The 26,118-nt window shown below is 53.4% G+C and carries 26 protein-coding genes and 1 riboswitch; of the genes, 14 read left to right on the top strand and 12 right to left on the bottom strand.

The window, feature by feature from the left end:
- Positions 1 to 586 precede the first annotated feature (586 nt).
- Positions 587 to 769 (bottom strand): hypothetical protein, encoded by a 183-nt coding sequence (locus tag AAIE03_RS09495; protein ID WP_498562969.1) that lies wholly within the window; start codon positions 767 to 769, stop codon positions 587 to 589.
- Between the two features lie 205 nt (positions 770 to 974).
- On the opposite strand from AAIE03_RS09495, the gene AAIE03_RS09490 reads away from it, so the two are divergent.
- The 3 genes from AAIE03_RS09490 (at position 975) to AAIE03_RS09480 (ending at position 3,972) form a co-directional block, all read left to right on the top strand.
- Positions 975 to 1,184, top strand: a complete 210-nt coding sequence (locus AAIE03_RS09490; RefSeq protein WP_498562968.1) for a hypothetical protein — start codon at positions 975 to 977, stop codon at positions 1,182 to 1,184.
- A gap of 24 nt (positions 1,185 to 1,208) precedes the next feature.
- Positions 1,209 to 1,628 carry an EamA family transporter gene (locus tag AAIE03_RS09485; RefSeq protein WP_498562967.1) on the top strand — a complete coding sequence of 140 codons (420 nt, stop codon included), beginning with the start codon at positions 1,209 to 1,211 and terminating at the stop codon, positions 1,626 to 1,628.
- Between the two features lie 379 nt (positions 1,629 to 2,007).
- The gene (locus AAIE03_RS09480; RefSeq protein ID WP_498562966.1) at positions 2,008 to 3,972 is read left to right on the top strand and encodes a methyl-accepting chemotaxis protein; all 1,965 of its coding nucleotides are present in this window, start codon (positions 2,008 to 2,010) and stop codon (positions 3,970 to 3,972) included.
- Positions 3,973 to 4,145: 173 nt separating this feature from the next.
- On the opposite strand, the gene AAIE03_RS09475 is transcribed toward AAIE03_RS09480, so the two are convergent.
- Positions 4,146 to 5,570: an alpha,alpha-trehalose-phosphate synthase (UDP-forming) gene (locus AAIE03_RS09475; RefSeq protein WP_029569911.1), complete on the bottom strand. Its 1,425-nt coding sequence runs from the start codon at positions 5,568 to 5,570 to the stop codon at positions 4,146 to 4,148.
- A 111-nt stretch (positions 5,571 to 5,681) separates the two neighbouring features.
- A complete protein-coding gene (locus AAIE03_RS09470; RefSeq protein WP_250331006.1) occupies positions 5,682 to 6,233 on the bottom strand; it encodes a GNAT family N-acetyltransferase in 552 nt (183 codons plus the stop codon).
- Positions 6,234 to 6,802: 569 nt separating this feature from the next.
- Positions 6,803 to 6,976: riboswitch (M-box (ykoK) riboswitch) on the top strand.
- A gap of 73 nt (positions 6,977 to 7,049) precedes the next feature.
- Here AAIE03_RS09470 and AAIE03_RS09465 point away from each other — a divergent pair.
- Both AAIE03_RS09465 and AAIE03_RS09460 read left to right on the top strand, forming a co-directional pair.
- Entirely contained in the window at positions 7,050 to 8,069 is a 1,020-nt protein-coding gene (locus tag AAIE03_RS09465) for a magnesium transporter (RefSeq protein WP_029568699.1), read from the top strand.
- Between the two features lie 129 nt (positions 8,070 to 8,198).
- Complete coding sequence (locus AAIE03_RS09460) at positions 8,199 to 8,588, top strand: VOC family protein (RefSeq protein WP_250331007.1); 390 nt, start codon at positions 8,199 to 8,201, stop codon at positions 8,586 to 8,588.
- A 364-nt stretch (positions 8,589 to 8,952) separates the two neighbouring features.
- On the opposite strand, the gene ychF is transcribed toward AAIE03_RS09460, so the two are convergent.
- Complete coding sequence (gene ychF, locus AAIE03_RS09455) at positions 8,953 to 10,044, bottom strand: redox-regulated ATPase YchF (RefSeq protein WP_498562965.1); 1,092 nt, start codon at positions 10,042 to 10,044, stop codon at positions 8,953 to 8,955.
- A 106-nt stretch (positions 10,045 to 10,150) separates the two neighbouring features.
- Positions 10,151 to 10,738, bottom strand: a complete 588-nt coding sequence (gene pth, locus AAIE03_RS09450; RefSeq protein ID WP_014606001.1) for an aminoacyl-tRNA hydrolase — start codon at positions 10,736 to 10,738, stop codon at positions 10,151 to 10,153.
- Between the two features lie 260 nt (positions 10,739 to 10,998).
- Between pth and ychH the strand changes: the two genes are divergently transcribed.
- Positions 10,999 to 11,277 carry a stress-induced protein YchH gene (gene ychH / locus AAIE03_RS09445; RefSeq protein ID WP_013025519.1) on the top strand — a complete coding sequence of 93 codons (279 nt, stop codon included), beginning with the start codon at positions 10,999 to 11,001 and terminating at the stop codon, positions 11,275 to 11,277.
- Here ychH and AAIE03_RS09440 read toward each other — a convergent pair.
- From AAIE03_RS09440 to lolB, 4 genes are all read right to left on the bottom strand, one after another.
- Complete coding sequence (locus AAIE03_RS09440; protein ID WP_498562964.1) at positions 11,269 to 12,423, bottom strand: GGDEF domain-containing protein; 1,155 nt, start codon at positions 12,421 to 12,423, stop codon at positions 11,269 to 11,271. The genes ychH and AAIE03_RS09440 overlap by 9 nt on opposite strands.
- A 220-nt stretch (positions 12,424 to 12,643) precedes the next feature.
- Positions 12,644 to 13,591 carry a ribose-phosphate diphosphokinase gene (gene prs / locus AAIE03_RS09435; RefSeq protein ID WP_006118899.1) on the bottom strand — a complete coding sequence of 316 codons (948 nt, stop codon included), beginning with the start codon at positions 13,589 to 13,591 and terminating at the stop codon, positions 12,644 to 12,646.
- A 136-nt stretch (positions 13,592 to 13,727) separates the two neighbouring features.
- Entirely contained in the window at positions 13,728 to 14,585 is an 858-nt protein-coding gene (ispE, locus tag AAIE03_RS09430; protein ID WP_210456248.1) for a 4-(cytidine 5'-diphospho)-2-C-methyl-D-erythritol kinase, read from the bottom strand.
- Positions 14,582 to 15,205, bottom strand: coding sequence for a lipoprotein insertase outer membrane protein LolB (lolB, locus tag AAIE03_RS09425; protein WP_014605999.1), 624 nt, complete (start codon positions 15,203 to 15,205; stop codon positions 14,582 to 14,584). The genes ispE and lolB overlap by 4 nt, the downstream gene beginning before the upstream one ends.
- A gap of 217 nt (positions 15,206 to 15,422) precedes the next feature.
- Here lolB and hemA point away from each other — a divergent pair, with 217 nt between their 5' ends.
- Genes hemA through kdsA form a run of 6 tightly spaced genes read left to right on the top strand, consistent with a single transcriptional unit; the run spans position 15,423 to position 20,772 of the window.
- The gene (gene hemA, locus AAIE03_RS09420) at positions 15,423 to 16,679 is read left to right on the top strand and encodes a glutamyl-tRNA reductase (RefSeq protein ID WP_014605998.1); all 1,257 of its coding nucleotides are present in this window, start codon (positions 15,423 to 15,425) and stop codon (positions 16,677 to 16,679) included.
- A gap of 42 nt (positions 16,680 to 16,721) precedes the next feature.
- On the top strand, positions 16,722 to 17,804 hold the full coding sequence (prfA, locus tag AAIE03_RS09415; RefSeq protein WP_013025524.1) for a peptide chain release factor 1: 1,083 nt from the start codon (positions 16,722 to 16,724) through the stop codon (positions 17,802 to 17,804).
- Positions 17,804 to 18,646, top strand: a complete 843-nt coding sequence (prmC, locus tag AAIE03_RS09410) for a peptide chain release factor N(5)-glutamine methyltransferase (protein WP_072136669.1) — start codon at positions 17,804 to 17,806, stop codon at positions 18,644 to 18,646. The genes prfA and prmC overlap by 1 nt, the downstream gene beginning before the upstream one ends.
- A 41-nt stretch (positions 18,647 to 18,687) precedes the next feature.
- Complete coding sequence (locus AAIE03_RS09405) at positions 18,688 to 19,086, top strand: SirB2 family protein (protein WP_013025526.1); 399 nt, start codon at positions 18,688 to 18,690, stop codon at positions 19,084 to 19,086.
- A complete protein-coding gene (sirB1, locus tag AAIE03_RS09400) occupies positions 19,083 to 19,892 on the top strand; it encodes an invasion regulator SirB1 (protein ID WP_014593560.1) in 810 nt (269 codons plus the stop codon). Before AAIE03_RS09405 ends, sirB1 begins: the two co-directional genes overlap by 4 nt.
- 25 nt (positions 19,893 to 19,917) lie before the next feature.
- Positions 19,918 to 20,772, top strand: a complete 855-nt coding sequence (gene kdsA, locus AAIE03_RS09395; protein ID WP_013025528.1) for a 3-deoxy-8-phosphooctulonate synthase — start codon at positions 19,918 to 19,920, stop codon at positions 20,770 to 20,772.
- A 66-nt stretch (positions 20,773 to 20,838) separates the two neighbouring features.
- Here the strand turns inward: kdsA and chaA are convergent, their stop codons facing one another.
- Positions 20,839 to 21,930: a sodium-potassium/proton antiporter ChaA gene (gene chaA / locus AAIE03_RS09390; RefSeq protein ID WP_013025529.1), complete on the bottom strand. Its 1,092-nt coding sequence runs from the start codon at positions 21,928 to 21,930 to the stop codon at positions 20,839 to 20,841.
- Between the two features lie 365 nt (positions 21,931 to 22,295).
- Here chaA and chaB point away from each other — a divergent pair, with 365 nt between their 5' ends.
- Complete coding sequence (gene chaB, locus AAIE03_RS09385) at positions 22,296 to 22,526, top strand: putative cation transport regulator ChaB (protein ID WP_014605995.1); 231 nt, start codon at positions 22,296 to 22,298, stop codon at positions 22,524 to 22,526.
- A gap of 452 nt (positions 22,527 to 22,978) precedes the next feature.
- A complete protein-coding gene (locus AAIE03_RS09380; protein WP_024472169.1) occupies positions 22,979 to 23,653 on the top strand; it encodes a gamma-glutamylcyclotransferase in 675 nt (224 codons plus the stop codon).
- A 60-nt stretch (positions 23,654 to 23,713) separates the two neighbouring features.
- On the opposite strand, the gene AAIE03_RS09375 is transcribed toward AAIE03_RS09380, so the two are convergent.
- Positions 23,714 to 25,126 carry a serine/threonine protein kinase gene (locus AAIE03_RS09375; protein ID WP_013025532.1) on the bottom strand — a complete coding sequence of 471 codons (1,413 nt, stop codon included), beginning with the start codon at positions 25,124 to 25,126 and terminating at the stop codon, positions 23,714 to 23,716.
- Positions 25,127 to 25,170: 44 nt separating this feature from the next.
- Positions 25,171 to 26,118: a hypothetical protein gene (locus tag AAIE03_RS09370; protein WP_498562963.1), complete on the bottom strand. Its 948-nt coding sequence runs from the start codon at positions 26,116 to 26,118 to the stop codon at positions 25,171 to 25,173.

Here is a 26,118-nt window from a genome sequence, read left to right as displayed (position 1 = left end):
ATCTCATCATCATACTTAGTGATTTTTCAGCCATTTTTAATAATCTTTGTATTTGGTTTGTGTTGTTAATGAATGCATTTATTAATTTTTACTTATATCCTTCTTTTATCGATCTACATTACTTAAAGTCAGACTTTAATTCTGATGATAATACAGACTAAACACACGCTTTGTGCCAGAAGCGAACGTTGCTAATAACAGTTTATGTGCATCAATGAAGAATATTTTAGTAGAAAATTTTCTTATAGTCATGATGAGATAAGAACATCTGATTGCAGACATTTCATCAGCCACCTAAAGACGAAATGATTGATGAAAAGCCTTTGAAAGCAGATCGACAGCTTCATCCCCACACGATGCGGCACTTAGTATGAACACGATGTTATGGTCAGGAATAGTAGGCATATTATTCAAGAGTAAGCATGCTGCCAGATACCTTACCCCGATCGATCAAACTTACCGCCAATCCTGCTTTGACACACCTCTGGACCGCCTGACTTGAATGGCTCTCGAGTACAATACGCAAACGCCGACCCGAAGCTTTTAGGGAGGCTGTTATAGCCTTGCGATAAATACATGACGCGGTTTAGACAGCCAGAGGCAAGGGGTTTTCAAGCGCCACGTCAGTGTTCAGAGGTTCCACCCTGACGGGTGTGATTGACATTGGAAACTGGGCATCGGGGCGGGTATGTTCTTTAGGCTGGACGACTACTGCCACATCCAGTTTTCCTCGCTTCATCCACTCTTTAAGCTCGTTACTGGACTCCATTTTTAACGCTATTACAACGTTCTGCCACGCCGCGGTTTGGCTCGCTTTTGCATTAATTACGCTCCGGCATTACTGGTCGTGTTCTGGCGATATGTGTTGTTAACCCTGCTCCTCTAAGCCTTTGTGTACAAGTCCTTGCTGAAATCACCTCTTCGGATGCTAATGATAAATGCCGGGGATCGGCCTGCTGGCCATGGTCAGATACATGATCGGTGTGAAAAAGGGGATCGCATTGGGTGTCCTGGCCGGACTCGTTTTCCTGTGCGCTGAACTGCTTACGCTAGGAATGGCGCTGCTGGTGGCAGCATTTTGGGGAACGGTTAGCTTTAAGGTCTGGCTTGGTCTACTCACGGGGCTGCTCGGCGTGGTGTGGGTGACCCACAATGTGCTCACGTTTGGCAACGCTCCGATCTGAGCTTAAGGTTTGCCCGTGGCGGGGATGCTGTCGCTTGCAGTGGCAACGCTTTGGCAGAAACGCAGTAATGACTCAGAGTCAACGAATCTGTTATCCAATCTCTGGCTGCAGTGTTTCGTCGCGGCGATTGTCTTCTCGGTTATTGTAGGCACCCAGGCTGGCCTGCCTCCGATTCCCACATTAGGTCTCAGGATTAGCGTGTTATGGACGGCGACTGTGCCAACTTTTGGTGGCTACGGTCTCTACTGGATTTGTCTGCGCCGGAGCTCAGCAACCCGCATTACCACTGTTCTGTATCTCAGTCCACCTGTCATCATGATTTGGGCATGGGCTATGTTCAATGAGCCCCTCTCCTGGCTGATAGCTATCGGGATGGCAATTTCATCTGCCGGAATCTGGATGGTCATACATGGCGAGACGTCAGATAATGCCTCTCTCTCATGAGCCACCTTATTAGTCTAATTCGCTAAATACCCGGCCATGACTCTTAGAATATAAGTCTGTGACCTGATCTACAGGGGGTAATGCGTAGCGATATCTGCAATGTCCGCAGATCGCTCTGAGCCGACGTTCATTCTTTTAAACTGGCGCAAACTTTCTCTGTACCTGACGGACATCAAACGCAAACGCTTACCCGCACGCATCGCTAATAATAATCCCGGTAATCGCTGAAGCTATGGCCGCGTGAGTCGATAACGCATGCTCAGCTCATTTTTGGGGCTGAAGAGGGCTCATGCGTTCTGGTCATACCGGCGCAGCATTTGGCCCTCTTTTTTACAACACCAGTACGTGCATTCCTTTTAATTACAATGGAAATAACAATATGTCTGTCATTAAGACAATGACCAGAAGCTTAACCGGTTCCCGTTTTGCAGGGGCCGCTCGGCCCGCGGACGGGATCTTTCACTGTGAAAGCTTACCTGCATCGCTCTCTGCTGCAGGCCTTAGCAAACGTGCTGCGGGTATTTTGCTGACGTTTGTACCGCCAGAGGCAGATTTTCAGAAGGTCAGTCAGGCATGGCAACGTTTAACATCGGCGGATCTGACCGTCATTACGCTCTCCTCGAACGGGGCGCTCAGCGCCAGCGGCAAGCAGACAACTTACTGCAAGGGAGACGGACAAGAGGGCAGCTGGCTCTGGCTGCCTCGCAACCTGATAGCGGAGCATGAAACGCACATTGTCGATCTGCATCTTCACGACACGCACACGGCGACCGATCGCATCAGCGCCATTCAGCATGAATTGGCCGCACTGAAGCTGCGCATGCCGCTTTCTGCCGATCGCACCTTCGCTATGATTTACTGCGACGGACTGTCCGCATCAGAAGGCTTTCTGATGCAGGCCTGGTATAACACCGGGCGCTTTCCGTGCCTGGCGATTGGTGGCTCCGCAGGAGGACGTGCAACCTTTGACGGCACATGGATGGGTGTCGGCGGTCGTGTGCTGCAGGGCAAGGCCGTTATCGTGTTCTGCAAAATGGCAGCGGGTAAATCCTTCGCACCCTTCAAAAGCCAGAATTTCGAACCGCTGAATAAAAGCTGGCTGATTGCAGAGGCCGCTCCGGTAAAGCGTACGTTGACGTCGGTGTTCAACGCGCAGGGACAGCAGCAGCCATTCACCCAGGCGCTGGCCGAACATCTTGGCTGCAACGAACAGCAGCTCAGCGAGCGGCTTAAAGGTCTGACATTTGCCGTCAAGGTAGGCGAAGCCTTCTTTATTCGTTCCGTGGCGAAAATGGACAGCCAGAGCGTGCAGTTTTTCTGCGACCTGGAATTTGGCGATCGGCTTTACTTAATGCGTGAAACCGATTTTAAACAGGCCACGCAGCGTGACTGGCAGGCCTTTACCCAACGCCACGGCAAACCGGCAGCGATTCTGATGAACGATTGCATACTGCGTCGCGTAGGGAATGCCGATAAGCTGCACGATGCGCATTTCTTTAAAGGGATCCCGGCCGCCGGCTTCTCCAGTTTTGGTGAGATTCTCGGCGTGCCGATCAACCAGACGCTCTCTGCGCTGGTGTTCTTTAATCACAGCGTCAATGCGATGGCGCAATTCCCGGTGGAATATGCCAGCTATGCGGCTCACTACGCTCAGCGCGCCCTGCGTCGCTGGGAGGCGCTGAACAGGGTGCAGTCCGGCGTGCTGGCGCGCGTGGTGAATTATCAGCAGGAGTTAGCGCCTATCGTCCAGGCACTGCCGGTGCTTGAGGCGGCAACCCAGAGCCAGAGTGAGGCGTTGACGATGGCCGAGAGCAGCATCCGCGCTATCAGCGATATCGCCAAAGAGAGCCAGCAGGCACAGGGCCGCTTAGGCGACGGGTTGGACGATCTGGAGGCGATCTCCAATGGCATCAACGTCATTACGCATGGCATCAGCAATATCGCGTTCCAGACCAATATTCTGGCGCTTAATGCGGCTGTTGAAGCCGCCCGTGCGGGTGAGGCGGGCAGGGGGTTTGCGGTTGTCGCCGGAGAAGTGCGTCGTCTGGCGCAATCCTCCAAAGAGCAGGCGGAAGCCACGGCAAGCAATATCAACGATGCGGTCAGCACGATTTCCCGCATTCGCAATGTGGCGACAAACACCGTGCAAACTGCCACGGACATGGCAGAGCGCAGTATCCACGCAGCCGATGCCATAGCGGCGATGAGCGACCGCACCCGCCATGAGCGGGCAGGTATGGCGAAACAGCTGGATAGCCTGCGCACCTTAACGGCGGGAATGGATGCCATGCAGGAAGCGGTGGCCGAGCTGAAAGTGCTGCAAACCCTTTCGGCTTCTCGTTAACGCACGCCTCAGCCGTTATCACCACGCTGCACCAGCGGCTGCGATTCAATAGCTTGATGAAAATGGCTCAGGGCTGAGCCGTTTTCAGGCTATTTCATCGTTGTGTTGCAGCTAAAAGCCCGGTCCGCAAAGCAGAGGCGATGCAGACCTGCCGCTTACTGAGGACGGTAACGTCAGTATCGGGCCCGACTACTGTTCAGACGCAAAGAGGGGGCGGTTGCGACGACCGGCCCGGGCATCACGGGCTGATCGCTCAGCATGGACAAAAATGCCTGAGACCAGCGATGACTGCTGTGCAAATGCAATCCCTTCATCAGACGCGCGTGAAGATGACGCCGTTCCCTGACCGGCATCAGCAGTGCGCTATGAATGGCATCGGCCATCGCATCGGGATCGTAAGGATTGACGATTATCGCGCCGTCCATCTGCTCTGCTGCGCCTGCAAACTGCGACAGGATCAGCACGCCAGGGTTATCGGGATCCTGAAGTGCAACATACATCTTCGCCATCAGGCTCATGCCCGCCATCAGTGGGGTCACCAGCGCAACACGGGAAGCGCGATAGATTCCCGCCTGCTCTTCCCGACTGTAAGCATGCGTCAGACAGTTCACCGGGTACCAGTTCATCATGCCGTGCACGCCGTTAAACTCGCCGCACAGGGTTTCTAAGGTTTGACTGATTTCCGGCGCGCGATGCGCATACCCGGCAGAGGGCGGAGCCAACTGCAACAGGGTGATATTTTTTTGGTAAACAGCATGTTTGCGCAGCAGCACTTCCACGGCGCTGATTCGGTAAGGCAGCCCGGCACTGTCATCAAGATGGCCGCCACTCAGTACGGTATTTTCTGGCAAGTTTTCGCGGCACTGCATTTCCATGAAGGCACAGCTATTGCTGTCGCGCAGACAGCGGGCATCGTCAAGGTCAATCCCCACAGGAAAGACGCCGAGCCGGACAATACGGCCTTGTACCCGAAAGCTGTCGCCAGCCAAACGCTCTGTACGGAATTCACTTTCCAGCCAGACAATAAAGTTGTTCATGTCCTGTACCGTCTGAAAACCGATCACGTCACAGCACAGCAGGGATTCGGTGAGCCAGCGCCAGTCGGGAATGGCCTCAAACATCTTGCCCGATGGGAAAGGCTGATGCAGAAAAAAGCCCACTGGATTGGTCAAACCAGCTTCGCGAAGATAGCGGGCGCAACCCAGCAGATGATAATCCTGTATCCAGATTCTGTCCTCGGGCAGGGCGTGCTCACAAATGGCACGCGCATAAGCCTCATTAATATTTTTATATTCCCGATAGCCATCAGCGGAAAAACGGGCCAGATCCGGGCGCTGGTGGAAAACAGGCCAGAGTCCTTTATGTACGTAATTGTGATAACCCTCATTCGCCTCGCCGGGTGTCAGGGGAAAGGTCAGGGTTTCATAGTGATCTTTCTGCTGAGATGACAGAGGTCTTGCCGTATCCGATGGCAGAACTGCGGTCTGGCCATCCCAGCTCACCCAGAGCCCACCTTGATGGGCGAGAATGCCTTCATAAATCGCAGTAAGCGTGGAACGTTGAGAATGATTATGTGATACCAGGATAAGACCTGACATGGTGTTTTCCTTGTGAGACAGGGGTTCGTCAGTCGCATTGCTTAACGACCAACAGCTGGATAATTGAGGCCGAATGAGAAACTGAAGCAGGCTGCTCATCGTTATAGTCGCTTAATGTCTACGTGTGATATCGGAGCCTGCTGGGTAGTCAACGCCGTGATACAGAGGCGGCGCCACGTAAATACCCGGCAGTGAGGGATGACAGATGAAGCCGTTGTGTTGAAGAAACTCCGGTGCGGATTCACTCAGGGCGATAACACGATGGCAGCCGCAGGCACCTGGATGCGACAGACAGCAGCGCAATAGCCAGGATCCCAGACCGATAAAGCGATATTCTGGCGAAATAAACAGATCCTGGATTACCCAGGTTTCGGCCATATCGGTTACGACGCGTGCAAAGCCGATTTGTCGTGCATTGCGGTAGACGCCAAAACAGAGACTGCTGTTTAACGCCAGCGTCAGAAGGCGCGCATCGGGGATCGTCGCCCCCAGCCATTGAGCAATCAGCCGGGGGTTAAGCCTGTTCGGATCGGTGTTGACCTCAATCGCGTCTCTGAACCATTTACGGGGTGACATCAGCCGAAGACGTTGCTGCTCAGCCAGCTCGATTAAAGCGGCATCGCCACTGACAGGCAGAGAAAAGGGCGCATTAACGCATTTCATCAACGACTTCCTTATGCATGGGCCATGAGTACCCGGTGCCGTTGATTAAAACGCCCGGCGTGTAAAAGTGGCGTAAAAAAGAAATGGCGAGGTGTAAAAAGGATGCAAAGGAAAAGCGGTGATATGGGCTGGCTGTACCCATTATCAGGTGTTAAGGGATCGGTCTTAAAGATAGCGACTATGTCTGAAAGCTGACTGTGTGCCTGAAATGTCTCGTGAGCCTTCTTAGCAAAGATTCATCCCTGCAGAATGGAGACGTGCATGCGTTAAATGACGTTACTGATAAACGGCTAAGACAGTATCTGGGTAAACACAGGTACAGGCTCCCACGTTTTAGCAACGATTATTGAAGAATGTTCATTGGGATGGGAAATGAAATGGCACAGGAAGCGTCACTGATTACGCTGAACTATTTAGAAAGGGGTGATTTCTATGGTTGCCCACAAAGAACATTAATGAAAAGTAATTTTATTTATATTTTTGTAATTCCTTAAACGTATTCTCAATAAGAATGGATTGTTTCTTTTTATATCAGCATTCTCCCTCTATATTAGCCGCGTTTTAAGTACACAGTATCTCGTTTGGCGAGGCTCCTATACAAACACAGGTTACTGATCTGACGACATCGAGAGATGCCCAAGGTTAAGACAGGCTTTATCGGATTAAGGTTCAGCCCAAGGTAACTTCTGATTAATGAATCAGATACGTTGTATAGTGCTAAAACCTGGACGCGGAGATAGCCTACGTTCACTCCCTCTTTGGTTACGCCCCTGTACGATTAGCTGATGACGTTTTAGCCGATATAGGGACACTTCAATGCAAAAAATACAGCATCTTTCTACCGGTTCGCGCCTCAATGCTGACGGCGTAAATGACGCCTCCGTTGCGCAGTATATGAACCCGAATTTTATTACGCTCCCCTACACACTGACGGTAAAAGAAGCGAAGCTTTATTTTCTGTCGCAGTTAAAAACAAATGAGATCCCCTCGTTAGTCTTTATTACCGCGCGTGATTACCATTTACGCGGCACGCTTGCGGTTAAAACATTATTGCAATGTCATGATGAAGATAAACAGGTTGGTGTGATGATGCGTCATGCTTTCACGAAAGTGACGCCGGATGACAGTCGCGGTGATATTGCCCATATTCTGATGGAGGAGAATATCGATATCCTTCCCGTCGTTGCCAACCATACGCTGGTTGGTGTGCTGGGTGAACGGGAGATTGCACGCCTGATTGCGGATGAGAACACCGCAGATGCACAGCGTCAGGGTGCCAGTCTGCCGCTGGACAAACCTTATCTTGAAACCAGTCCTTGGGCGCTCTGGCGAAAAAGAGCCGTCTGGTTGCTGATGCTCTTTGTGGCTGAGGCCTATACAGGCAATGTCCTGAAAGCCTTTGAAGATCAGCTGGAGGCGGCAATTGCGCTCGCCTTTTTTATTCCTCTGTTGATTGGCACCGGCGGCAATAGCGGCACACAGATCACCTCCACCCTGGTGCGGGCCATGGCGTTAGGGGAGGTTAGTCTGGCAAGGCTTGGTGCAGTGCTGCGCAAAGAAATCACCACGTCCCTGCTGATCGCGGCCACTATCGGCCTTGCGGCATGGATACGGGCATGGATGATGGGCGTTGGCGCAGAGGTCACGCTGGTTGTCAGTCTTTCGCTGGTGGCCATTACTGTGTGGAGCGCGATTGTTTCATCCATCATACCGATGTTACTGAAAAAGGCGGGGGTAGATCCGGCGGTGGTTTCAGCGCCCTTTATCGCCACCTTCATCGACGGTACAGGGCTCATCATTTATTTCAAAATCGCGCAGTATGTGATGGGGATTTGATTCGGCTTCTGCCTCATCAAACGGGGCTGACGCGCCATCGGGTGAGTCTGATGGCGCGAAAATGCAGGTAATCATTACTGGCTTGTTACCCTATCTGTCTGACAGACATTAACCCTCAGGAGTACAACGTTGAAAAAACACCTGCAGTATGATTTTCACCACTTAGGGATTCCAGTCAGTGATGGCCTGCAAGACGGCAGTTACAGTCAACGTGCCGGCATGTACACCGCCGACAACCCAGGCCAGTTCCTGGTGCAGTGGCACCGGTTTGAAGCCGATTCACCTTTGCATCATCTGATCCGTACTGTGCCACATGTGGCATTTAAGGTGGCCGATCTTCTGGAGGCCATTCGCGATGAGGAGGTTATACTTGGGCCATATGAGCCGATCGACGGCTTTTTTGTTGCGATGATTAACGATGCTGGCGTGCCGATTGAACTCATCCAGACTGAACTGACGGATGATGAAGTGTGGCGGAAGGCGAGGTCGGGCGAGGGACGTCTTTACCAGGCTGAGTAATGCCAGATGGTTGTTGCGAATGCGAAGAAACAGTCGTATTCGTCAAGAGTAGTAAGATAGCAGCATGGCGAATACTACTTCTACCCTTACTTATTGGAGCAACCGTATTGAACTTTACACCTCAAAGAATCCTTTCAGGATTTCTATGAATGCTTACTTATAACTTGCTACGGTCGCTATCATTTCGGTGTTTCTTTTGTGAGGATGTAGATCGTGTGGAGGAAGTTACTTACGCTTTTTCTTTATCATGCGTTTGTAAAATCAATTTAAGATACTATGAAAAATCCACGCAGTTGCGTGGATTTTAGAGGGTTTTGAGAGTTTCATGAGATTTTCTGACATCTCATGAGACAACCAATTTTATTTAGACGTTAAACAAGAAGTTCATCACATCGCCATCTTTAACAATGTACTCTTTGCCTTCTGAACGCATTTTTCCGGCTTCTTTCGCGCCTTGCTCGCCCTTATAGGCAATAAAGTCTTCAAACGCGATAGTTTGCGCGCGGATAAAGCCTTTCTCGAAGTCGGTATGGATTTTACCGGCTGCCTGTGGCGCGGTGGCACCGACAGGGATAGTCCATGCGCGAACTTCTTTCACGCCAGCGGTGAAATAGGTTTGCAGGTTCAGCAGGGAGTAACCGGCGCGGATCACGCGGTTCAGGCCTGGCTCTTCAATGCCCAACTCGGCCATAAACTCATCACGATCTTCATCTTCCAGCTCGGCGATGTCGGACTCAACGGCGGCGCAGACGGGCACCACAACAGAACCTTCTTTAGCCGCAATTTCGCGCACTTTATCCAGATAGGGGTTGTTCTCAAAACCGTCTTCGTTGACGTTGGCGATGTACATGGTGGGCTTCAGCGTCAGGAAACTCAGGTAGCGCAGGGCGGCCTTGTCTTCTTCCGTCAGATCCAGCGCGCGCAGCATGCCCGCATTTTCTAAATGCGGCAGGCATTTTTCCAGTGCGGCCTGTTCTGCTTTAGCGTCTTTATCGCCGCCTTTGGCTTTCTTCTGTACGCGCTGCAGAGCACGTTCACAGGTGTCCAGATCCGCCAGCGCCAGCTCGGTGTTGATGGTTTCAATATCATCAGCCGGATCGACTTTGTTATTCACGTGAATGATATTGTCGTTCTCGAAGCAGCGCACCACGTGACCAATCGATTCGGTCTCACGGATGTTGGTCAGGAACTGGTTGCCCAGGCCTTCACCTTTGGAGGCGCCTTTCACCAGGCCGGCGATATCAACGAATTCCATGGTGGTGGGCACTACGCGCTGCGGCTTAACGATCTCAGACAGCTGATCCAGACGCAGGTCTGGCATAGGGACGACGCCAGTGTTGGGTTCAATCGTGCAGAAGGGGAAGTTAGCCGCTTCAATACCCGCTTTAGTCAGCGCGTTAAAAAGAGTGGATTTACCGACATTTGGCAGGCCCACGATACCGCATTTGAATCCCATGGTTTAGTACCCTTTATAGCTGTATGGGCAGAGCCATTAGCAGGCTCCGCCGGAAACGTAAGATAATTTTCGCGCATTATACACAGATTCGCGACAATCTGGGCGATTAGACAGGCTTAAAGGCATGCAGGCGGTTCATCGCCTTGATGCGGTCTTCCTTTAGCCACAGTTCGGTGCAGCGCGCCGCCTCATCAATGGCATCATCAATCAGTTTTTGCTCGCTGGCTGGGGGCTTGCCCAAAACAAAGCCGGTGACCTTATTGCGATCGCCGGGATGGCCGATGCCAATCCGCAGGCGGTGAAAGTTATTGTTGTTGCCGAGCTTGCTGATAATGTCTTTCAGGCCGTTATGCCCGCCATGTCCGCCGCCTTGTTTAAATTTGGCGATGCCAGGGGGAAGGTCCAGTTCATCATGGGCCACCAGGATCTCTTCCGGCGCGATGCGATAGAAGGTCGCCATGGCTGCCACGGCTTTGCCGCTGAGGTTCATAAACGTGGTCGGCACCAGCAAGCGCACGTCTTCACCGGCTAAAGCCAGTCGTGCCGTATAGCCATAAAATTTGGCTTCTTCTTTCAACGACTGATTGTGACGCTCAGCCAGCAAGTCCAGATACCAGGCACCCGCATTGTGGCGCGTGGCGGCATATTCCGCGCCGGGATTCGCCAGGCCCACAATCAGTTTTATGCTGCTCACAAGGAATATCCTGCTGTAATAACTCAAGGGCGATAGTTTACTGTGCCGCGACGCGGATCACAAAGACCGCGCAGGGGAAATTATTAGTGTCAGTGATTAATTATTTTTCATCTAAATCAATAAACTGGAATAACGTATTGGTCACAAATCATCTGGCCTTTATGTGAGTTAGTGCACAAATTAGCCTGAGGGCATTGCCTACACTACTATCAGTTTAACATTGTGTGCGCTCATCCGACCGCGCATAAAGGAGGTGAAAGATGAAACGTCATCACTCACGCATGGCAGGTAATGCCTTGATGGGAATTGGACTCGTGACCATGCTTCTCGGCATCGGTTTTTCGATTATTAACCAGCTGCCTTCGCTTGATTTACCACAGATGCTGGCTCAGGGCGCGATGTTCGGCATTTTCTTTGGCGCACTGTTATGGCTGGTAGGCGCCTGTATTAGCGGTCGTGAAAAAGTAGAAGATCGCTATTACTGGGTGCGCCATTATGGCGATAAACGCTGTCGCCGCACCCATCATTCGTCACATTAGATTTTCTGACATAACCAGGTAAGGTTCTGTCCGATTTCTGCCCTTGGCTTTGGCGCGATAGAGTGCTTTATCCGCCAGAGCCATTAGTTGACCAAAATCTATTTCGCCGTTATCTGCAGTCGCAAAACCGATACTCACTGAATAGGCGATCTGGCCGGGACGCGAATGCTGAACGGTCTGGCGTACCTGTTCGCACCACACTCGGGCTTGCTCAAAGCTGAGCGGCAGCAGCGCTGCAAACTCCTCACCGCCCAGTCTTGCAAAGCGGCCATCCTGTGGCAGCGTTCCCGAGACCCTGTTACAAAAATCAATTAACACCCGATCCCCTTGCTGGTGCCCGTAGCGGTCATTGATCCCTTTAAAATGATCAAGGTCGAATAACACGACCGTCAGCGCTTTGTTTTGCTTCAGGCAAAACCGGATCATAGCGTCCGCGCCGGAAAACAGTGCACGACGATTCCAGATATTGGTTAGCGGGTCATGAAGCGAGGCGTCCTTAAGTGCATTACGGGTGCGTTCATTCACCATAGCTAATATGGTGACGGTGAAGCCAATCACGAAAAGCATGGATTCCAGAATCACGTAGATCGAAAAGTCAGAACCGCTGATCGCCCCCTGCATGCCAACAGGACGGGTGTTATCCAGAAATAACCGGGCGACGTGAAAAAGCAGGTGAGTCCAGAGCAATAATTGTGCGGGCCAAAAGGTGGTATTCATATCACGGCGTGCCAGCCAGAGCAGATAAATGAGTGCGGCGGTATAGGCGATGCAAAGCAGGCAGAGCACCAAAACACGCAGTGATAAGCTGTAATAAAAGGTCGGAAACAGGCAGAGCAGAGACCATAGTGCCGCCCCTGCTAAGCCGGTCATGCCCGGGGATTTACCACAGAATGTGCGAAAAGCGCTAAATAACCCCCCGTAGGCCAGCATCACTAATACGTTGCTTACGGCTACCGGTAAGAATTGATCGCCCTTGCTGCGCAAGCTGCTGAGAAAAAAGGCAACAAGCGTGAGCACGATGGCGACACAGACATAGCCCAGAATGCGGTCATAGTGAGATCCGACCCAGGCAAAGATCATAATCAGGCTCATAAACCCCAGTACGTAGAGTTCGCAAATAAATAACGTAAAGACGTCGAGGTTCATAGTGGGCGGCGATCGCAATAAAAAGTGCGGGCAAATTACCACTCAACTCAAAAAGGCAAAAGGCCAGATAACATAATTTCAGCGAAAGAGTTTTTCGTAGTGATCGTGACAATAACTGAGGTCACTCATAATGAAAATTTCTGAAAACCAAGCAGCTTTGTCGGAGGGAATAAACAGGAGACAAAAGAAAAGGCCGGGCATAATGCCCGGCCTGCGAAGATTAATGTTCGAACATTGCCGAAATGGACTCTTCGTTACTGATGCGGCGAATCGCTTCGGCCAGCATACCTGACAGCGTCAGGGTACGGACGTTTGGCAGCGACTTCATCTCTTCTGATAACGGGATGGTGTCACAGACGATAACCTGATCGATAACAGATTTACGCAGGTTTTCCACCGCATTGCCAGAGAAGATAGGGTGCGTAGCGTAAGCGAACACGCGCTTGGCACCGCGCTCTTTTAACGCTTCTGCGGCTTTGCACAGTGTGCCGCCGGTGTCGATCATGTCGTCGACCAGCACACAGTCACGGCCCGCAACGTCACCAATGATATGCATGACCTGAGAAACGTTCGCACGCGGGCGACGTTTATCGATGATTGCCATATCGGTGTCGTTCAGCAGTTTGGCAATGGCACGAGCGCGCACTACGCCGCCAATGTCCGGAGACACAACAATCGGGTTTTCCAGACCGATTTGTAACATATCCTCCAGCAGAATCGGGCTGCCGAATACGTTATCAACCGGGACGTCAAAGAAGCCCTGGATCTGCTCGGCGTGCAGGTCAACCGTCAGAACACGGTCAACACCGACGCTGGAAAGGAAGTCAGCCACAACTTTAGCCGTAATAGGCACGCGGGCGGAGCGCACGCGGCGGTCCTGGCGGGCATAACCAAAGTAGGGGATAACAGCGGTAATACGACCAGCTGAAGCACGACGCAGCGCGTCGACCATCACGACCAGTTCCATCAAATTATCATTGGTGGGAGCACAGGTGGACTGGATGATGAAAATATCACCACCGCGTACATTTTCATTAATCTGTACGCTTACTTCGCCATCACTGAAACGGCCAACGGCGGCGTCTCCCAGGCTGGTGTAAAGGCGGTTGGCAATACGTTGTGCTAGTTCCGGGGTGGCGTTACCAGCAAAAAGCTTCATATCAGGCACGAGAAGAACCTCAGGCTTTGCGTCCAGAGAATGAACGTCATGACAGTAACCGGCGAATACTGTCGTGAACGTTCACACGGGTATGTGAGTGCGAAACGTGCTGTGTCTGGAACAGGGTGACACAGTCACGCTATCGCTAATCGCCTTGCAGAGTACGCTGTAACGGCGAGACGTTAAGGCCTCGAGCTACAAAACCGCGCACCCATGGTGGGGCAAGTTCCAGCACCTGGCGAGCAGCATGCTCGGTGTCAAATTCAGCAAACACACAAGCACCTGTCCCCGTCAGGCGCGACGGCGCGTATTCTAGCAGCCATGAAACAAGCTCATCAACCTCACGAAAACGTTTTCTTACTACTGATTCGCAATCGTTGACGAACGGAGCCTGTAAAAGTGCTGATAAACTGCGCACGGGCGTGTCACGGGTAAGCGCCGGATCGTTGAAGACCACCGGCGTGGCCACGCTGACGCCTGGATGGGCAACAAGATACCATTTTTCTGCAGGCGATGCTGGAGAAAGCACCTCACCGACGCCTTCGGCAAAGGCGGCATAGCCTTTAACAAAAACCGGGACGTCGGCGCCCAGCTTCACGCCCAGCTCCGCCAGCGCCTCAGGGGAAAAGCCGGTCTGCCACAGGTGGTTTAGCGCAACCAGCACGGTTGCGGCATTCGACGAGCCGCCGCCCAGCCCGCCGCCCATGGGCAAACGCTTTTCAATGGCAATGCGCGCACCGGCCCTGGCAGGCAGGCTGCCGTTTTCACGCGCCGCCGCCTTGAGGCTCTCTGCCGCCCGGGCAATCAGGTTTTGCGCATCCGGCACGCCAGGCACCGGCGTTAACAGCCTGATCTCATCGCTCGTGTCGGGCGTGATTGTCAGGCTGTCGCCATAATCAAGAAACTGAAACAGGGTTTGCAGATTATGGTAACCATCAGGCCGACGACCGGTGATGTACAAAAACAGATTCAGTTTTGCCGGAGCAGGCCAGGTGGTCATCATTTCAGCGTCCAGTTATCCATACGTAATTTAATACGCTGATCGCCTTCTTTTAACTCCAGGCTGGCCGGAAGTGGTGGATTGACCTTGTTGTCATAGTCAGCAATGGTCACCTGCCAGGTCTGGCCGTCATGCTTGTAGGTCAGGCTGCTTAGCTGGTACTGATCGTTGAGCTGGTAATCGGTCGCATCGCCCGGCAGGCCCATCATCCACTGGCGCAGGTTGGTCAGCGGGATATCCATGCCGGTCAGCTGCGAAATCATCTTCTGCGCATCGTTGCTGACATAACGTTTGCCTTTGTTGTCCACAATCTGCACCACTGAACCCTGAGCATCCAGCTGAAGCTCGGTGCTGCCTAACGGGTTGGTTAACAGCAGGCGATAGCGGTCGGCCGCGGTCTGCTGCCAGTTAAAGCGGGCATAGACTTTTTGTTTATCCGACAGATAGGCGAACGCGCCGCGCGTCTGATACTGGGTCACGTGGCTGACGGCTTGCTGATGCTGTTGCCACTGTGGCGCGGTGACGCTCGGGCCAGGACCTTGTGGTTTATTGATGCTACAGGCAGCCAGCAGAACACTGGCAAGGGGTAAAAGGCGCAACAGGTTGCGTGTAGAAGTCAGCATCAAGTGGTCATCTCCTCGGACACATTTTTAATTGATAACAGGTAACGCTAACCATCCGCGTTTTAACCGTCAATGCTCTTATACGGCAAAAACGCTATGATCGGCTTAATCTTATTACAGTCATAGCCTTTGTATGGCTTTTCTTGATCTGCTGCATCTTGTAGAATGCGCTTCACAAAACCCTGACATTTATTGGGATAACCCAACCTAAAACGCTATGACGCTGCTCGCACTCGGAATCAATCACAAAACTGCACCCATTGCTCTGCGCGAACGCGTTGCGTTCGGGCCGGAGTCGCTGGAGCAGGCCTTAAACAGCCTGTTATCCCAGCCTATGGTGCAGAGCGGCGTCGTGCTCTCTACCTGTAACCGAACCGAGCTGTACCTCAGTGTAGAGCAACAGGTCGATCTTCAGGAACGTCTGGTGCGCTGGCTGTGTGAATACCATCAGCTTGATGAAGCGGACGTGCGCAACAGCCTCTACTGGCATCAGGATAACGAGGCGGTTAGCCACCTGATGCGCGTGGCCAGCGGGCTGGACTCGTTGGTGTTGGGTGAACCCCAGATTCTGGGGCAGGTCAAAAAAGCCTTTGCCGACTCTCAGCGTGGTCATGCGCTGAGCAGCGAGCTGGAACGCATGTTCCAGAAAACCTTCTCGGTGGCCAAACGCGTTCGTACCGAAACCGATATTGGCGCCAATGCTGTTTCCGTGGCCTTTGCCGCCTGTACGCTGGCTCGTCAAATCTTTGAGTCGCTGTCCACGGTGAACGTGCTGCTGGTGGGCGCGGGAGAAACCATCGAACTGGTGGCCCGTCATCTCAGCGAACATCAGGTGAAAAAGCTGATCATTGCGAACCGTACCCGTGAACGTGCGGAACTGCTGGCTAACGAAGTCGGTGCGGAAGTGATTAGCCTGGCCGATATTGATTCCCGCCTGGCCGATGCCGACATCGTGATTACCTCCACCTCCAGCCCGCTGCCGATCATCGGTAAAGGCATGATGGAGCGCGCGTTAAAAGCGCGTCGTAATCAGCCGATGCTGCTGGTGGATATTGCGGTTCCCCGCGATGTGGAGCCGGAAGTGGGCAAATTAGCCAACGCCTATCTTTACAGCGTTGACGATCTGCAGGCCATCATTGAGCAAAACCTTGCCCAGCGTAAAGCCGCTGCGGTGCAGGCCGAAAGCATTGTGGTGCAGGAATGCAGTGATTTTATGGCCTGGCTGCGTTCGCAAGGCGCGGTTAACTCCATTCGTGAGTACCGCTCGCAGGCAGACGATATTCGCGCTGAGCTGGAAGGCCGTGCGCTCCAGGCGCTGCAGCAGGGGGCAGATCCGCAGAAAGTCATGCAGGAACTGGCCCATAAGCTGACCAACCGTTTGATTCATGCTCCAACCAAATCTCTTCAGCAGGCCGCCCGCGACGGCGATAGCGAACGCCTGCAGATTTTACGCGACAGCCTGGGTCTCGATTAGGCACACTGCTGTCGTCATCTGTTACGGGAATCCCACAGTTAAATGAAAACCTCTATTGTTGCTAAACTGGAAGCGCTGCAGGAGCGCCACGAAGAAGTGGAAGCGATGCTGGGCGATGCCGGCGTGATTGCCGATCAGGACCGCTTTCGTGCTTTGTCGCGTGAATATGCTCAGTTGACCGATGTCACGCGCTGCTTCCGCGACTGGCAGCAGAACCAGGACGATATCGAAACCGCCAAAATGTTGCTCGACGATCCTGAGATGCGCGATATGGCGCAGGAAGAGCTTCTGGAAGCACGGGAAAAAAGTGAGTCCCTGGAGCAACAGCTGCAGCTGTTACTGCTGCCGAAAGATCCAGACGATGAGCGCGACTGCTTTGTGGAAGTGCGGGCCGGCACCGGCGGCGACGAAGCGGCAATTTTTGCCGGCGATCTGTTCCGGATGTACAGCCGTTACGCCGAGTCACGTCGCTGGCGCGTTGAAATCGTCAGCGCCAACGAGGGCGAACATGGCGGCTACAAAGAAGTGATCGCCCGCGTGATGGGTGAAGGCGCCTACGGCCGCTTTAAATTCGAATCAGGCGGCCATCGCGTTCAGCGTGTGCCAGAAACCGAATCCCAGGGACGCATCCACACTTCCGCCTGTACGGTGGCGGTGATGCCGGAACTGCCGGAGGCCGAGCTGCCGGAGATCAACCCGTCTGATTTGAAAATTGATACGTTCCGCTCCTCAGGGGCCGGTGGCCAGCACGTCAACACCACCGACTCTGCGATTCGTATTACCCACCTGCCAACCGGTATTGTGGTGGAGTGCCAGGACGAACGTTCTCAGCACAAAAACAAAGCCAAAGCCCTGTCCGTACTGGGCGCGCGTATCCATGCGGCCGAAATGGCAAAACGCCACGAAGCTGAGGCCAGTACGCGCCGCAACCTGCTGGGCAGCGGCGACCGTTCTGACCGTATTCGGACCTATAACTTCCCGCAGGGCCGCGTCACTGACCATCGTATCAACCTGACGATCTACCGTCTGGATGAAACCATGGAAGGCAAGCTGGACAGTCTGATTGAACCTATTGTGCAGGAATATCAGGCTGACCAACTGGCCGCGCTGGCCGGTCAGGATTGATGGATATCCGTCACTGGCTGAAACATGCGGTCGCCACCTTGTGTGGGGGCGACAGTCCGAAACGAGACGCAGAGATTTTGCTGGGGTTTGTGACCGGCAAATCCCGCAGCTGGCTGGTGGCGTTTGATGAAACTCTCCTGACGGAAGCGCAGCTGCAAGAGTTAGACGTGCTGCTGGCGCGTCGCGCCCGGGGCGAACCTGTTGCGCATCTGATCGGCGAGCGGGAGTTCTGGTCGCTGCCGCTGCAGGTGAACGACGCGACGCTGATCCCCCGTCCTGACACCGAAATACTGGTGGAGCAGGCGCTGGCGCATCTGCCTGAGTCACCCGCACGCGTCCTGGATATGGGCACCGGAAGCGGGGCGATAGCCCTGGCGATTGCCAGCGAACGTCCGGATTGCGACGTCATCGGTGTCGATCGCATTCCTGCCGCGGTCGCGCTAGCTCAGCGCAACGCCGCGCATCTGGCCATACCTAACGCCACCTTCATACAAAGCCACTGGTTTGCGCAGATTACGCCAGCCAGATTCGACCTGATTGTCAGTAATCCGCCCTATATCGACGCGAACGATCGCCACCTTAACGAGGGCGATGTGCGTTTTGAGCCACGCAGTGCGCTGGTGGCGGAAGAGGCGGGCCTGGCGGATTTACGGCTGCTGATCGAGCAGGCGATAAACTGGTTACAGCCAGGCGGCTGGCTGCTGCTGGAGCATGGCTGGCAGCAGGACGAAGCCGTGCGCCACTTGATGCAGCAGCATCATTACCTGTCGGTGGCGACGGCGAATGATTATGGCGGTAACCCCCGGGTCACGTTTGGGCAGGCAGCCCCGCACCCGGCCTGAGCGCGCTATTGAAGAATACTCAAGAACAACATGGATGAACGATGTTTGCTTACTATCCGCTAATCAAGAATCTGCACCTGCTGACCGTGGCAGTAACTATTTTGCTGTTTTTGCTGCGATTTTACTGGCAGCGCACAGGCTCTGCGATGCTGCAACGCCGCTGGGTACGCATCCTGCCTCATGTCAATGACACGCTGTTGCTGCTGAGCGGTGCATCGCTGGTGATGATCACCCATTTCTATCCGTTTTCGCCTCAGGGAAGCTGGCTGACTGAGAAGCTGTTAGGCGTTATTATCTATATTGCCCTTGGGTCGGTTGCGTTAAGCCGCCGCCCACGTTCTGACCGCACCCGCTGGATCGCCTTTATCGTGGCATTGATTGCGCTGGTGACGATCATTAAGCTGGCACTGAGTAAAATGCCGTTACTGGGGATAGTATGAGCTCCACCGAACAACTCGATTACAGTGAGACACCGCTGTGTGAGGCAGTGATTGGTGCCACGATGGCCATCCGCACTGATTTCCCGGCGTTGTCGGTTGAAGAACAGTTAGCTGCGTTAGTGGCTGAAGCCCGTGACTACGTCAGTCATGAACAGGATGCCGATTTAAAGCTCGAAAAGCTGCTGGAGCTGTTTTACAAGCAGTGGAAATTTGGCGGTGCCAGCGGCGTCTATAACCTGTCAGATGCGCTCTGGCTGGATAAAGTGTTGAAAACCCGTCAGGGCACGGCGGTATCGCTGGGCGTGATCCTGCTGCATATCGCGGCTGAACTGGAATTACCCCTGATGCCGGTGATTTTCCCGACGCAGCTGATTCTGCGCGCCGACTGGCTCGACGGCGACAAGTGGCTGATTAATCCCTTTAACGGGGAAACCCTGGACACGCACACGCTGGAAGTGTGGCTGAAGGGCAATATCAGTCCGCTGGCGCGTCTGTATGATGACGATCTGGACGAAGCCAAAACCGAGAGCGTCATGCGCAAGATGCTGGATACGCTGAAAGCGGCCCTGATGGAAGAGAAGCAGATGGAGCTGGCCCTGAACGTCAGTCAGGTACTTCTGCGAATTGATCCGGACGATCCCTATGAAATTCGCGATCGTGGTTTAATTTATGCTCAGCTTGAGTGCGAACATATCGCGTTAAATGACTTAACCTACTTCGTTGAACAGTGTCCTGAAGACCCGGTCAGCGAGATGATCAAAGTTCAGATTCACGCAATCGAACAAAAACGCGTGACGCTGCATTAAGCGTCACCCCAGATAAGGAAAGGGCATGACACAGAAAGTCGTCAGTATCGGTGATATCAAGGTCGCAAACGATCTGCCATTTGTTCTCTTCGGCGGCATGAACGTGCTGGAATCTTACGATCTCGCCATGCGCATCTGCGAGCACTATGTAAAAGTGACCGACAAACTCGGCATTCCTTACGTGTTCAAAGCGTCTTTTGACAAAGCCAACCGTTCCTCAATTCACTCTTACCGTGGTCCCGGCCTGGAAGAGGGCATGAAGATTTTTCAGGCGCTGAAGCAGGCGTTTGGCGTGAAAATCATTACCGACGTTCACGAAGCATCCCAGGCCCAGCCGGTTGCCGACGTCGTGGATGTGATTCAGCTGCCGGCTTTCCTGGCGCGTCAGACCGATCTGGTCGAAGCGATGGCAAAAACCGGCGCGGTGATTAACGTCAAGAAGCCGCAGTTTGTCAGCCCCGGCCAGATGGGCAATATCGTGGATAAGTTTGCCGAAGGCGGAAATGACAAAGTCATTCTCTGCGATCGCGGCAGTAACTTCGGCTATGACAACCTGGTTGTGGATATGCTGGGTTTCAACGTGATGAAGAAGGTGACCAATAATTCTCCGGTCATTTTCGACGTGACGCACGCGCTGCAAACCCGCGATCCTTTTGGTGCCGCCTCGGGCGGGCGCCGTGCTCAGGTGGCAGAGCTGGCCCGTGCCGGTATGGCCGTGGGCATTGCGGGTCTGTTTATCGAAGCGCATCCGGAACCCAACAGTGCTAAGTGCGATGGCCCGTCGGCGTTGCCACTGGACAAGCTGGAGCCTTTCCTGGTGCAGATGAAAGCGATTGATGATTTGGTCAAAAGCTTCCCGGCGCTGGATACCAGCAACTAAGCCAGCGGCTGCCGATAAGAAAAAAGAGCGAATAGTCGCTCTTTTTTTTTGTCTTGGATCAGCGGATTACAGCATTATCGTCATCAGGTAACCAATAAACAGTGCCAGATGGGCCGCGCCATTCAGTACGTTGGTCCTGCCGGTTGAGAAGCTGATCTGGCACAGAATCAGTGACGCAATCATAATCACCATCTGCGGCGGCTCCAGGCCAAAGATCAGTTCCTGTCCGGTCAGGGTGGCGATGATGGAGACGGCGGGCACCGTCAGTGAAATGGTCGCCAGCACCGAGCCAAAGAACAGGTTCATGGCGCGCTGAACCTGATTCATCAATACAGCCCTTATCGCGCCCAGCCCTTCCGGCGAAAGAATCAATAAGGCTACCAGGAAACCGGTGAACTGCTTAGGTGCGTTCATCTCGCTCAGCAAATGCTCCAGCGGGTTGGCATTCATCTTGGTTACGGCAATGACCGCAATCAGATGGATAATCAGCCAGATAGCGTGCCAGACGCTGCTGTGGGCAGAAGGCTTACCGTGATGGGGATCGCCATCATCGCTTTCATCTTCGTGCTCGTAGATAAACAGGCTCTGGTGCGTTTTAGTCTGAATCAACAAGAAAACGCCATACATTGCGGCAGAAATCGCAGCGATCAGCAGCGCCTGCGCCGTAGTGAAGTTTCCACCCGGCAGAGCATTCGGAAACACCAGAACCAGAATCGCCAACGGGAAAATGGCAATCAGATACTGTTTTACCCCAGCCAGATTCACATACTGAGTGGCAAATTTATTTCCACCCAGCAACAGCGCGAAGCCCACCAGACCGCCGGTCACAATCATGATGATGGAATAAAGCGTATCGCGCATCAGCGCCGGTGCCGCATCGCCGGTGGCCATCAGCGCCGAAATCAGGCTGACCTCGAGGATCACCACAGAAAGACTGAGAATCAGCGAGCCATAGGGTTCACCCAGACGGTGAGCCAGAACGTCCGCATGGCGCACGACGCTGAAGGCGCTGCTGAGGATCGCCAACAGCGCCAGTAAGTTAATACCGACCACAACAGGCAGTGAGGTTTGTGCGCTAAAAAAATAGAGTATGCCCAGGGCAATAAGGGGAAGTATTAGTGAAAACTCTTTGTGACGTGTTTTTTCATGTGAAGGCATTCACCATCCTCTCTGCTGAATAAAAGGGGTAATTCATTTACCCATCATTACATTGAAACTTATAGGTTACGCAGTTTAACTTTTCAATCACAATGAATGTGAAAATTTACCGCTTTTTACTTTCAGGCTTTTTTTGTTTGAAGGGCGAATAACTTTCGCTTATCGCACGTTTCCTCTGTGAAATCAGGCGGAAGAAGATGCAATTACCAGGGTTATCCTGGCATTTAGCCCCATAAAAGGTAGTGAAAGGGGGGCATTAACCTGCCATTGAAGAGAAAAATCGCGGAAGGCACAATAAAACCCGGTTTGCATTTATGGCCATCTGCGCCAGGCTTATTCATTCCCCTGTTAACTGAGGAGTGGCTATGCCCTACGATAAGCGAAGCGATCTTCCGGAGCCTGTTAAACGTGTTCTGCCTGCCCACGCGCAGGACATCTACCAGCAGGCTTTTAACCACGCATGGACAGAGTACAAAGACCCTGACGATCGCCGTGGGGATGAATCCCGTGAAGAGGTTGCACATAAGGTGGCCTGGGCAGCGGTAAAGCATGAATATCAAAAAGGGGATGATGATAAATGGCATCCTAAAAAATAACATCCGCTCAGCCGACGCGCTCACCCATCCCGCCCCGAACGGGATGCTGTGTTTCTGCTTCAACGCCTGCCCCAATAATGATGTCGCCTGCCAACGCGGGCGCGGCAGCCTCCGCCGTTGTCCCTCATGAGCCCAATCCGATATTAACGACCTGTCGCATTTGTTTCGTATTTGTTATTAATAAAAAGCCGTTATTATCGTGTACATAATCCGCGATAACGAGCTGTTACATCTCAGCATTTTTTTAAAATAAGATTTTGGTATTTAATTAACTTTTCTTTTAATACCGCAATATAAGTAGATTTTTACTTTCTACTCCGACTCTTGCTTGCAACTCATTGTGTTAATAATTAATGTCAGTTAAATGAACAGAGCGTGAATCAGTGAATGTTGAACGTCACAGAGCAGAGGAGCCACTTGCACAGGATGTGGTGAACGTTGAGGAGGTCGCATTGCTAACCCGGGAATTCTTATTAAAAGCAGATTGTAAAACGTCATTTGGTGATATCGAGGAAACACTCCTGTGGAGTTGTGAACAGCGTGCAGCATCGCTGGCAGCAACCCTGGCGTGTCGGCCCGATCACAGCCCGGTATGGATCTTCGGCTACGGTTCGCTGATGTGGAACCCGGTATTTGAGGCAGACGAGGTGGCATCGGCGTCACTGGACGGCTGGCATCGGGCATTCTGTTTACGCCTCACCGCAGGACGCGGCACGGCTGCACATCCGGGCCGCATGCTGGCGCTGAAAGAGGGCGGAATGACCCAAGGGCTGGCCTTTCGTCTGCCGGAAGCGCGCCTGCACGACGAGCTGGCGCTGCTGTGGAAGCGAGAAATGATTACCGGCTGCTACCTGCCGACCTGGTGTGAACTTTCACTGGAAGACGGCCGCCGCGTGACCGCGCTGGTGTTTATTATGGATCCGCGTCACCCGCTGTATGAGGATGACACCTGTCCGCAGGCCGTTGCGCCATTGATTGCCGCGGCTACCGGGCCGTTGGGGTCGAATGCCCAGTATTTGTTCTCGCTGGAAGCCGAGCTGACCCGGCGCGGCATGGAGGAGGAAGACCTGATCCGTCTGGCGCACCAGGTACGTGCGTTGCAACAAGACTGGCTGAAACAGGCCTGAGCCAGCAAATCCTTGAGCAAAACGGGCAGCCAGGCTGCCCTTATCCTGTATTGCCGCGCACTAATTGGTGGGATTAATCAGCCAGGTGCCGGGTTTATCGATCACCAATGACTGACTGCGCAGCCTGTTACCGGCGCGTACGTCAATGCGGTACTGCCCGGCGGCCAGGTTTAGCACCGCAAAACCGTTGCTGCTGGCACGTACTGCAACGGGCTGGCCGTTCAGTACCACCTGCTCGTCGTTGGTGAGCTTAAGGTAAACCATCGCCAGCCCGGCAGGCACCGTGCCCGTTACGGCGCCCGATGATGACGGGCCCTTATTGACGAGGGACGCCGCTGGCGCGCGCGAATTCTCAATCCAGACCACCACCGCAACCGCAATCAGCGCCACAGCGGCCAGTGCCACTAATCCTGGCGACAGACGACGGACGTTACGTCCGGTCACGGGTTCTGCCGCCGTGGCACCATGATTCATTGCTAACACGACCGGTGGCGCGGTATCGGCTGAGGCGGCCTCGCTGTTATTCTGCTCGTCGTTACGCTGTTGCAGGCTGTTCACCACCGCCTCAACGTCGCTAACCGGCAAATCAATTAACGCGGCAAACTCATCGATATTCTGCGGGCGATCGTGGGGCTTCATCATCAGCGCGCAGTCAATCGCGTGCAGCAGCGGCAGCGAGTAACCTGCCGGTTTGCGCGTGACCAGCGGCAGGTAGTTATCTTCAATGCAGCGCACCACGCTGACCGGCGGCGGGGCACCTGTAATCAGTGTATGTAATACGGCGCCCAGGGCATAAATATCCGTCCACGGCCCTTGTTCGCTTTCACCTTCTTCGCTGTACTGCTCAATCGGTGCAAACCCCGGCTTGAGCATGATTTCGGTTTCGTCGGACAGGTTGCCAATTTCTTTACGGGCGGAGCCAAAGTCGAGCAGGACCGGCAGCTGATTTTCCTGAATCTGGATGTTGTCCAGCGAGATATCGCGATGCAGATAGCCAGCCTGATGAATGGTGTTAATCGCCCCTAACAGCGGCGGCAGCAGGCGGCGAATCCAGGCTTCTGAAATCGCCTCATGGCTGGTGATCTGCCACTCTTTCAACGTCATGCCGTTGTAGTAGAGCGTTCCCATATAGGCGGTGCCGTTCTGTTCCCAGAAACGCAGAACGTGCAGCAGGCCGGGATGGTTAAAGCGCGCCAGCAGTCGGGCTTCCTGAATAAAACTGTTCAGACCGGCGTTAAACAGCTTTTGAAAGCGTTCACCGCGCAGCTCCAGCGATAAGTCTTGTGTTCTGACCGCCAGCGACACAGGCATGTACTCTTTGATCGCAATGGTGCGTTCAAGTTGATGATCCCATGCGCGATAGACAATGCCGAAACCGCCGCCGCCAATCACCTCTTTAATTTCGAACTCGTTAAAACGATATCCGTCAGGTAAGGCATTCGGTATTGTTTTCTGACTGTCATTAGCCGACATAATAGACTCTCTGAACGGGGCCTGCTTGTCAGGCTACGCGGTAATTAATTGATGTTACGCCATGCACCTGCGCCAGGATCGACCCGATCTGCGCGCAAGGCATCGACAAGTAACACATTCACTTTTTGGAACGACGTAAAACCGGTTGCCCAGCGGCTGCGCAAGGTGCTGATGCGCGAGGCCAGCGCGGTGGTATCCTGCTGTGTCGTCGCCTGATCGGCTTTGATCAATAAGGTTCCGTCAAAGCGCCACAGATGCTGCTGTTCATCAAAGGGCAATACAATCCAGCTGTCTGGCGCATCGGATCGGGCCAGAATCATACGCTGTTTATTCACATCCACAATTTGCAGGCGTTGGTCGGTGAGCGTCAGGTTGGCAAGGGGATAACCCTGGTAAAAACTGACCGCAAACGTCTGTGGCTGCGCGCCACCGCTCAGGGTTATTTCACTTTTGCCTTCCAGCCAGCCCTCAGATGAGCACTGCTGCTTACCTTTGTCGGGCACAAATATCGACAGTCCACGCTCGTCCCACGCGGTGCGGAAACGGCAGCCGTTCGGTAAAGCGAAATGCTGCAGCGGCGTGTTGTCTGCCGGACGCGACGGACTGGCTGCGCTGGCCCGTGGTGCCGGGGCGGCTGCATCGGTATTCACGATCATTCGCCAGTTCTGCAGCTTGCTGGCGCTGCCTGTCGCCAGCACCTTGCCCTCGCCGTTCATCATCTGCCAGGGCAAGACGTCCAGTTCGTTACACTGGTTGGCTAATAGCGTACCCACGCGCGGCAGAAAGGATTTTAAAATCGCTGAATCCTGGTCTTTGCCCGATACGATACGGATCGGTAGCGTTTCCTGGCACCAGTCATCAGGCGTTTTGCCCGCAACATTGTCAATGTACACTTCCAGTTCAAGACTGGGTGAATACACCACACGATAATTTTCCGCCTGCGCAGCAAAGGCCATAAACAACGTGGCTATAGCGGGCAACCACAATTTCAT

Source organism: Pantoea sp. Ae19-2, from assembly GCF_059801205.1.
This window is presented reverse-complemented; position numbering and strand designations above follow the sequence as displayed.

Excerpts from the sequence above, each read along its gene's own strand:
- chaB (WP_014605995.1), top strand. The coding sequence starts at position 22,296 with ATGCCCTACGATAAGCGAAGCGATCTTCCGGAGCCTGTTAAACGTGTT.
- AAIE03_RS09375 (WP_013025532.1), bottom strand. The coding sequence starts at position 25,126 with ATGTCGGCTAATGACAGTCAGAAAACAATACCGAATGCCTTACCTGAC.
- AAIE03_RS09480 (WP_498562966.1), top strand. The coding sequence starts at position 2,008 with ATGTCTGTCATTAAGACAATGACCAGAAGCTTAACCGGTTCCCGTTTT.
- chaA (WP_013025529.1), bottom strand. The coding sequence starts at position 21,930 with ATGCCTTCACATGAAAAAACACGTCACAAAGAGTTTTCACTAATACTT.
- kdsA (WP_013025528.1), top strand. The coding sequence starts at position 19,918 with ATGACACAGAAAGTCGTCAGTATCGGTGATATCAAGGTCGCAAACGAT.
- AAIE03_RS09475 (WP_029569911.1), bottom strand. The coding sequence starts at position 5,570 with ATGTCAGGTCTTATCCTGGTATCACATAATCATTCTCAACGTTCCACG.
- ychH (WP_013025519.1), top strand. The coding sequence starts at position 10,999 with ATGAAACGTCATCACTCACGCATGGCAGGTAATGCCTTGATGGGAATT.
- ychF (WP_498562965.1), bottom strand. The coding sequence starts at position 10,044 with ATGGGATTCAAATGCGGTATCGTGGGCCTGCCAAATGTCGGTAAATCC.
- sirB1 (WP_014593560.1), top strand. The coding sequence starts at position 19,083 with ATGAGCTCCACCGAACAACTCGATTACAGTGAGACACCGCTGTGTGAG.
- ispE (WP_210456248.1), bottom strand. The coding sequence starts at position 14,585 with ATGATGACCACCTGGCCTGCTCCGGCAAAACTGAATCTGTTTTTGTAC.
- AAIE03_RS09440 (WP_498562964.1), bottom strand. The coding sequence starts at position 12,423 with ATGAACCTCGACGTCTTTACGTTATTTATTTGCGAACTCTACGTACTG.
- AAIE03_RS09405 (WP_013025526.1), top strand. The coding sequence starts at position 18,688 with ATGTTTGCTTACTATCCGCTAATCAAGAATCTGCACCTGCTGACCGTG.
- lolB (WP_014605999.1), bottom strand. The coding sequence starts at position 15,205 with ATGCTGACTTCTACACGCAACCTGTTGCGCCTTTTACCCCTTGCCAGT.
- AAIE03_RS09465 (WP_029568699.1), top strand. The coding sequence starts at position 7,050 with ATGCAAAAAATACAGCATCTTTCTACCGGTTCGCGCCTCAATGCTGAC.
- AAIE03_RS09495 (WP_498562969.1), bottom strand. The coding sequence starts at position 769 with ATGGAGTCCAGTAACGAGCTTAAAGAGTGGATGAAGCGAGGAAAACTG.
- hemA (WP_014605998.1), top strand. The coding sequence starts at position 15,423 with ATGACGCTGCTCGCACTCGGAATCAATCACAAAACTGCACCCATTGCT.
- AAIE03_RS09470 (WP_250331006.1), bottom strand. The coding sequence starts at position 6,233 with ATGAAATGCGTTAATGCGCCCTTTTCTCTGCCTGTCAGTGGCGATGCC.
- AAIE03_RS09370 (WP_498562963.1), bottom strand. The coding sequence starts at position 26,118 with ATGAAATTGTGGTTGCCCGCTATAGCCACGTTGTTTATGGCCTTTGCT.
- AAIE03_RS09490 (WP_498562968.1), top strand. The coding sequence starts at position 975 with ATGATCGGTGTGAAAAAGGGGATCGCATTGGGTGTCCTGGCCGGACTC.
- prfA (WP_013025524.1), top strand. The coding sequence starts at position 16,722 with ATGAAAACCTCTATTGTTGCTAAACTGGAAGCGCTGCAGGAGCGCCAC.
- prmC (WP_072136669.1), top strand. The coding sequence starts at position 17,804 with ATGGATATCCGTCACTGGCTGAAACATGCGGTCGCCACCTTGTGTGGG.
- AAIE03_RS09485 (WP_498562967.1), top strand. The coding sequence starts at position 1,209 with ATGCTGTCGCTTGCAGTGGCAACGCTTTGGCAGAAACGCAGTAATGAC.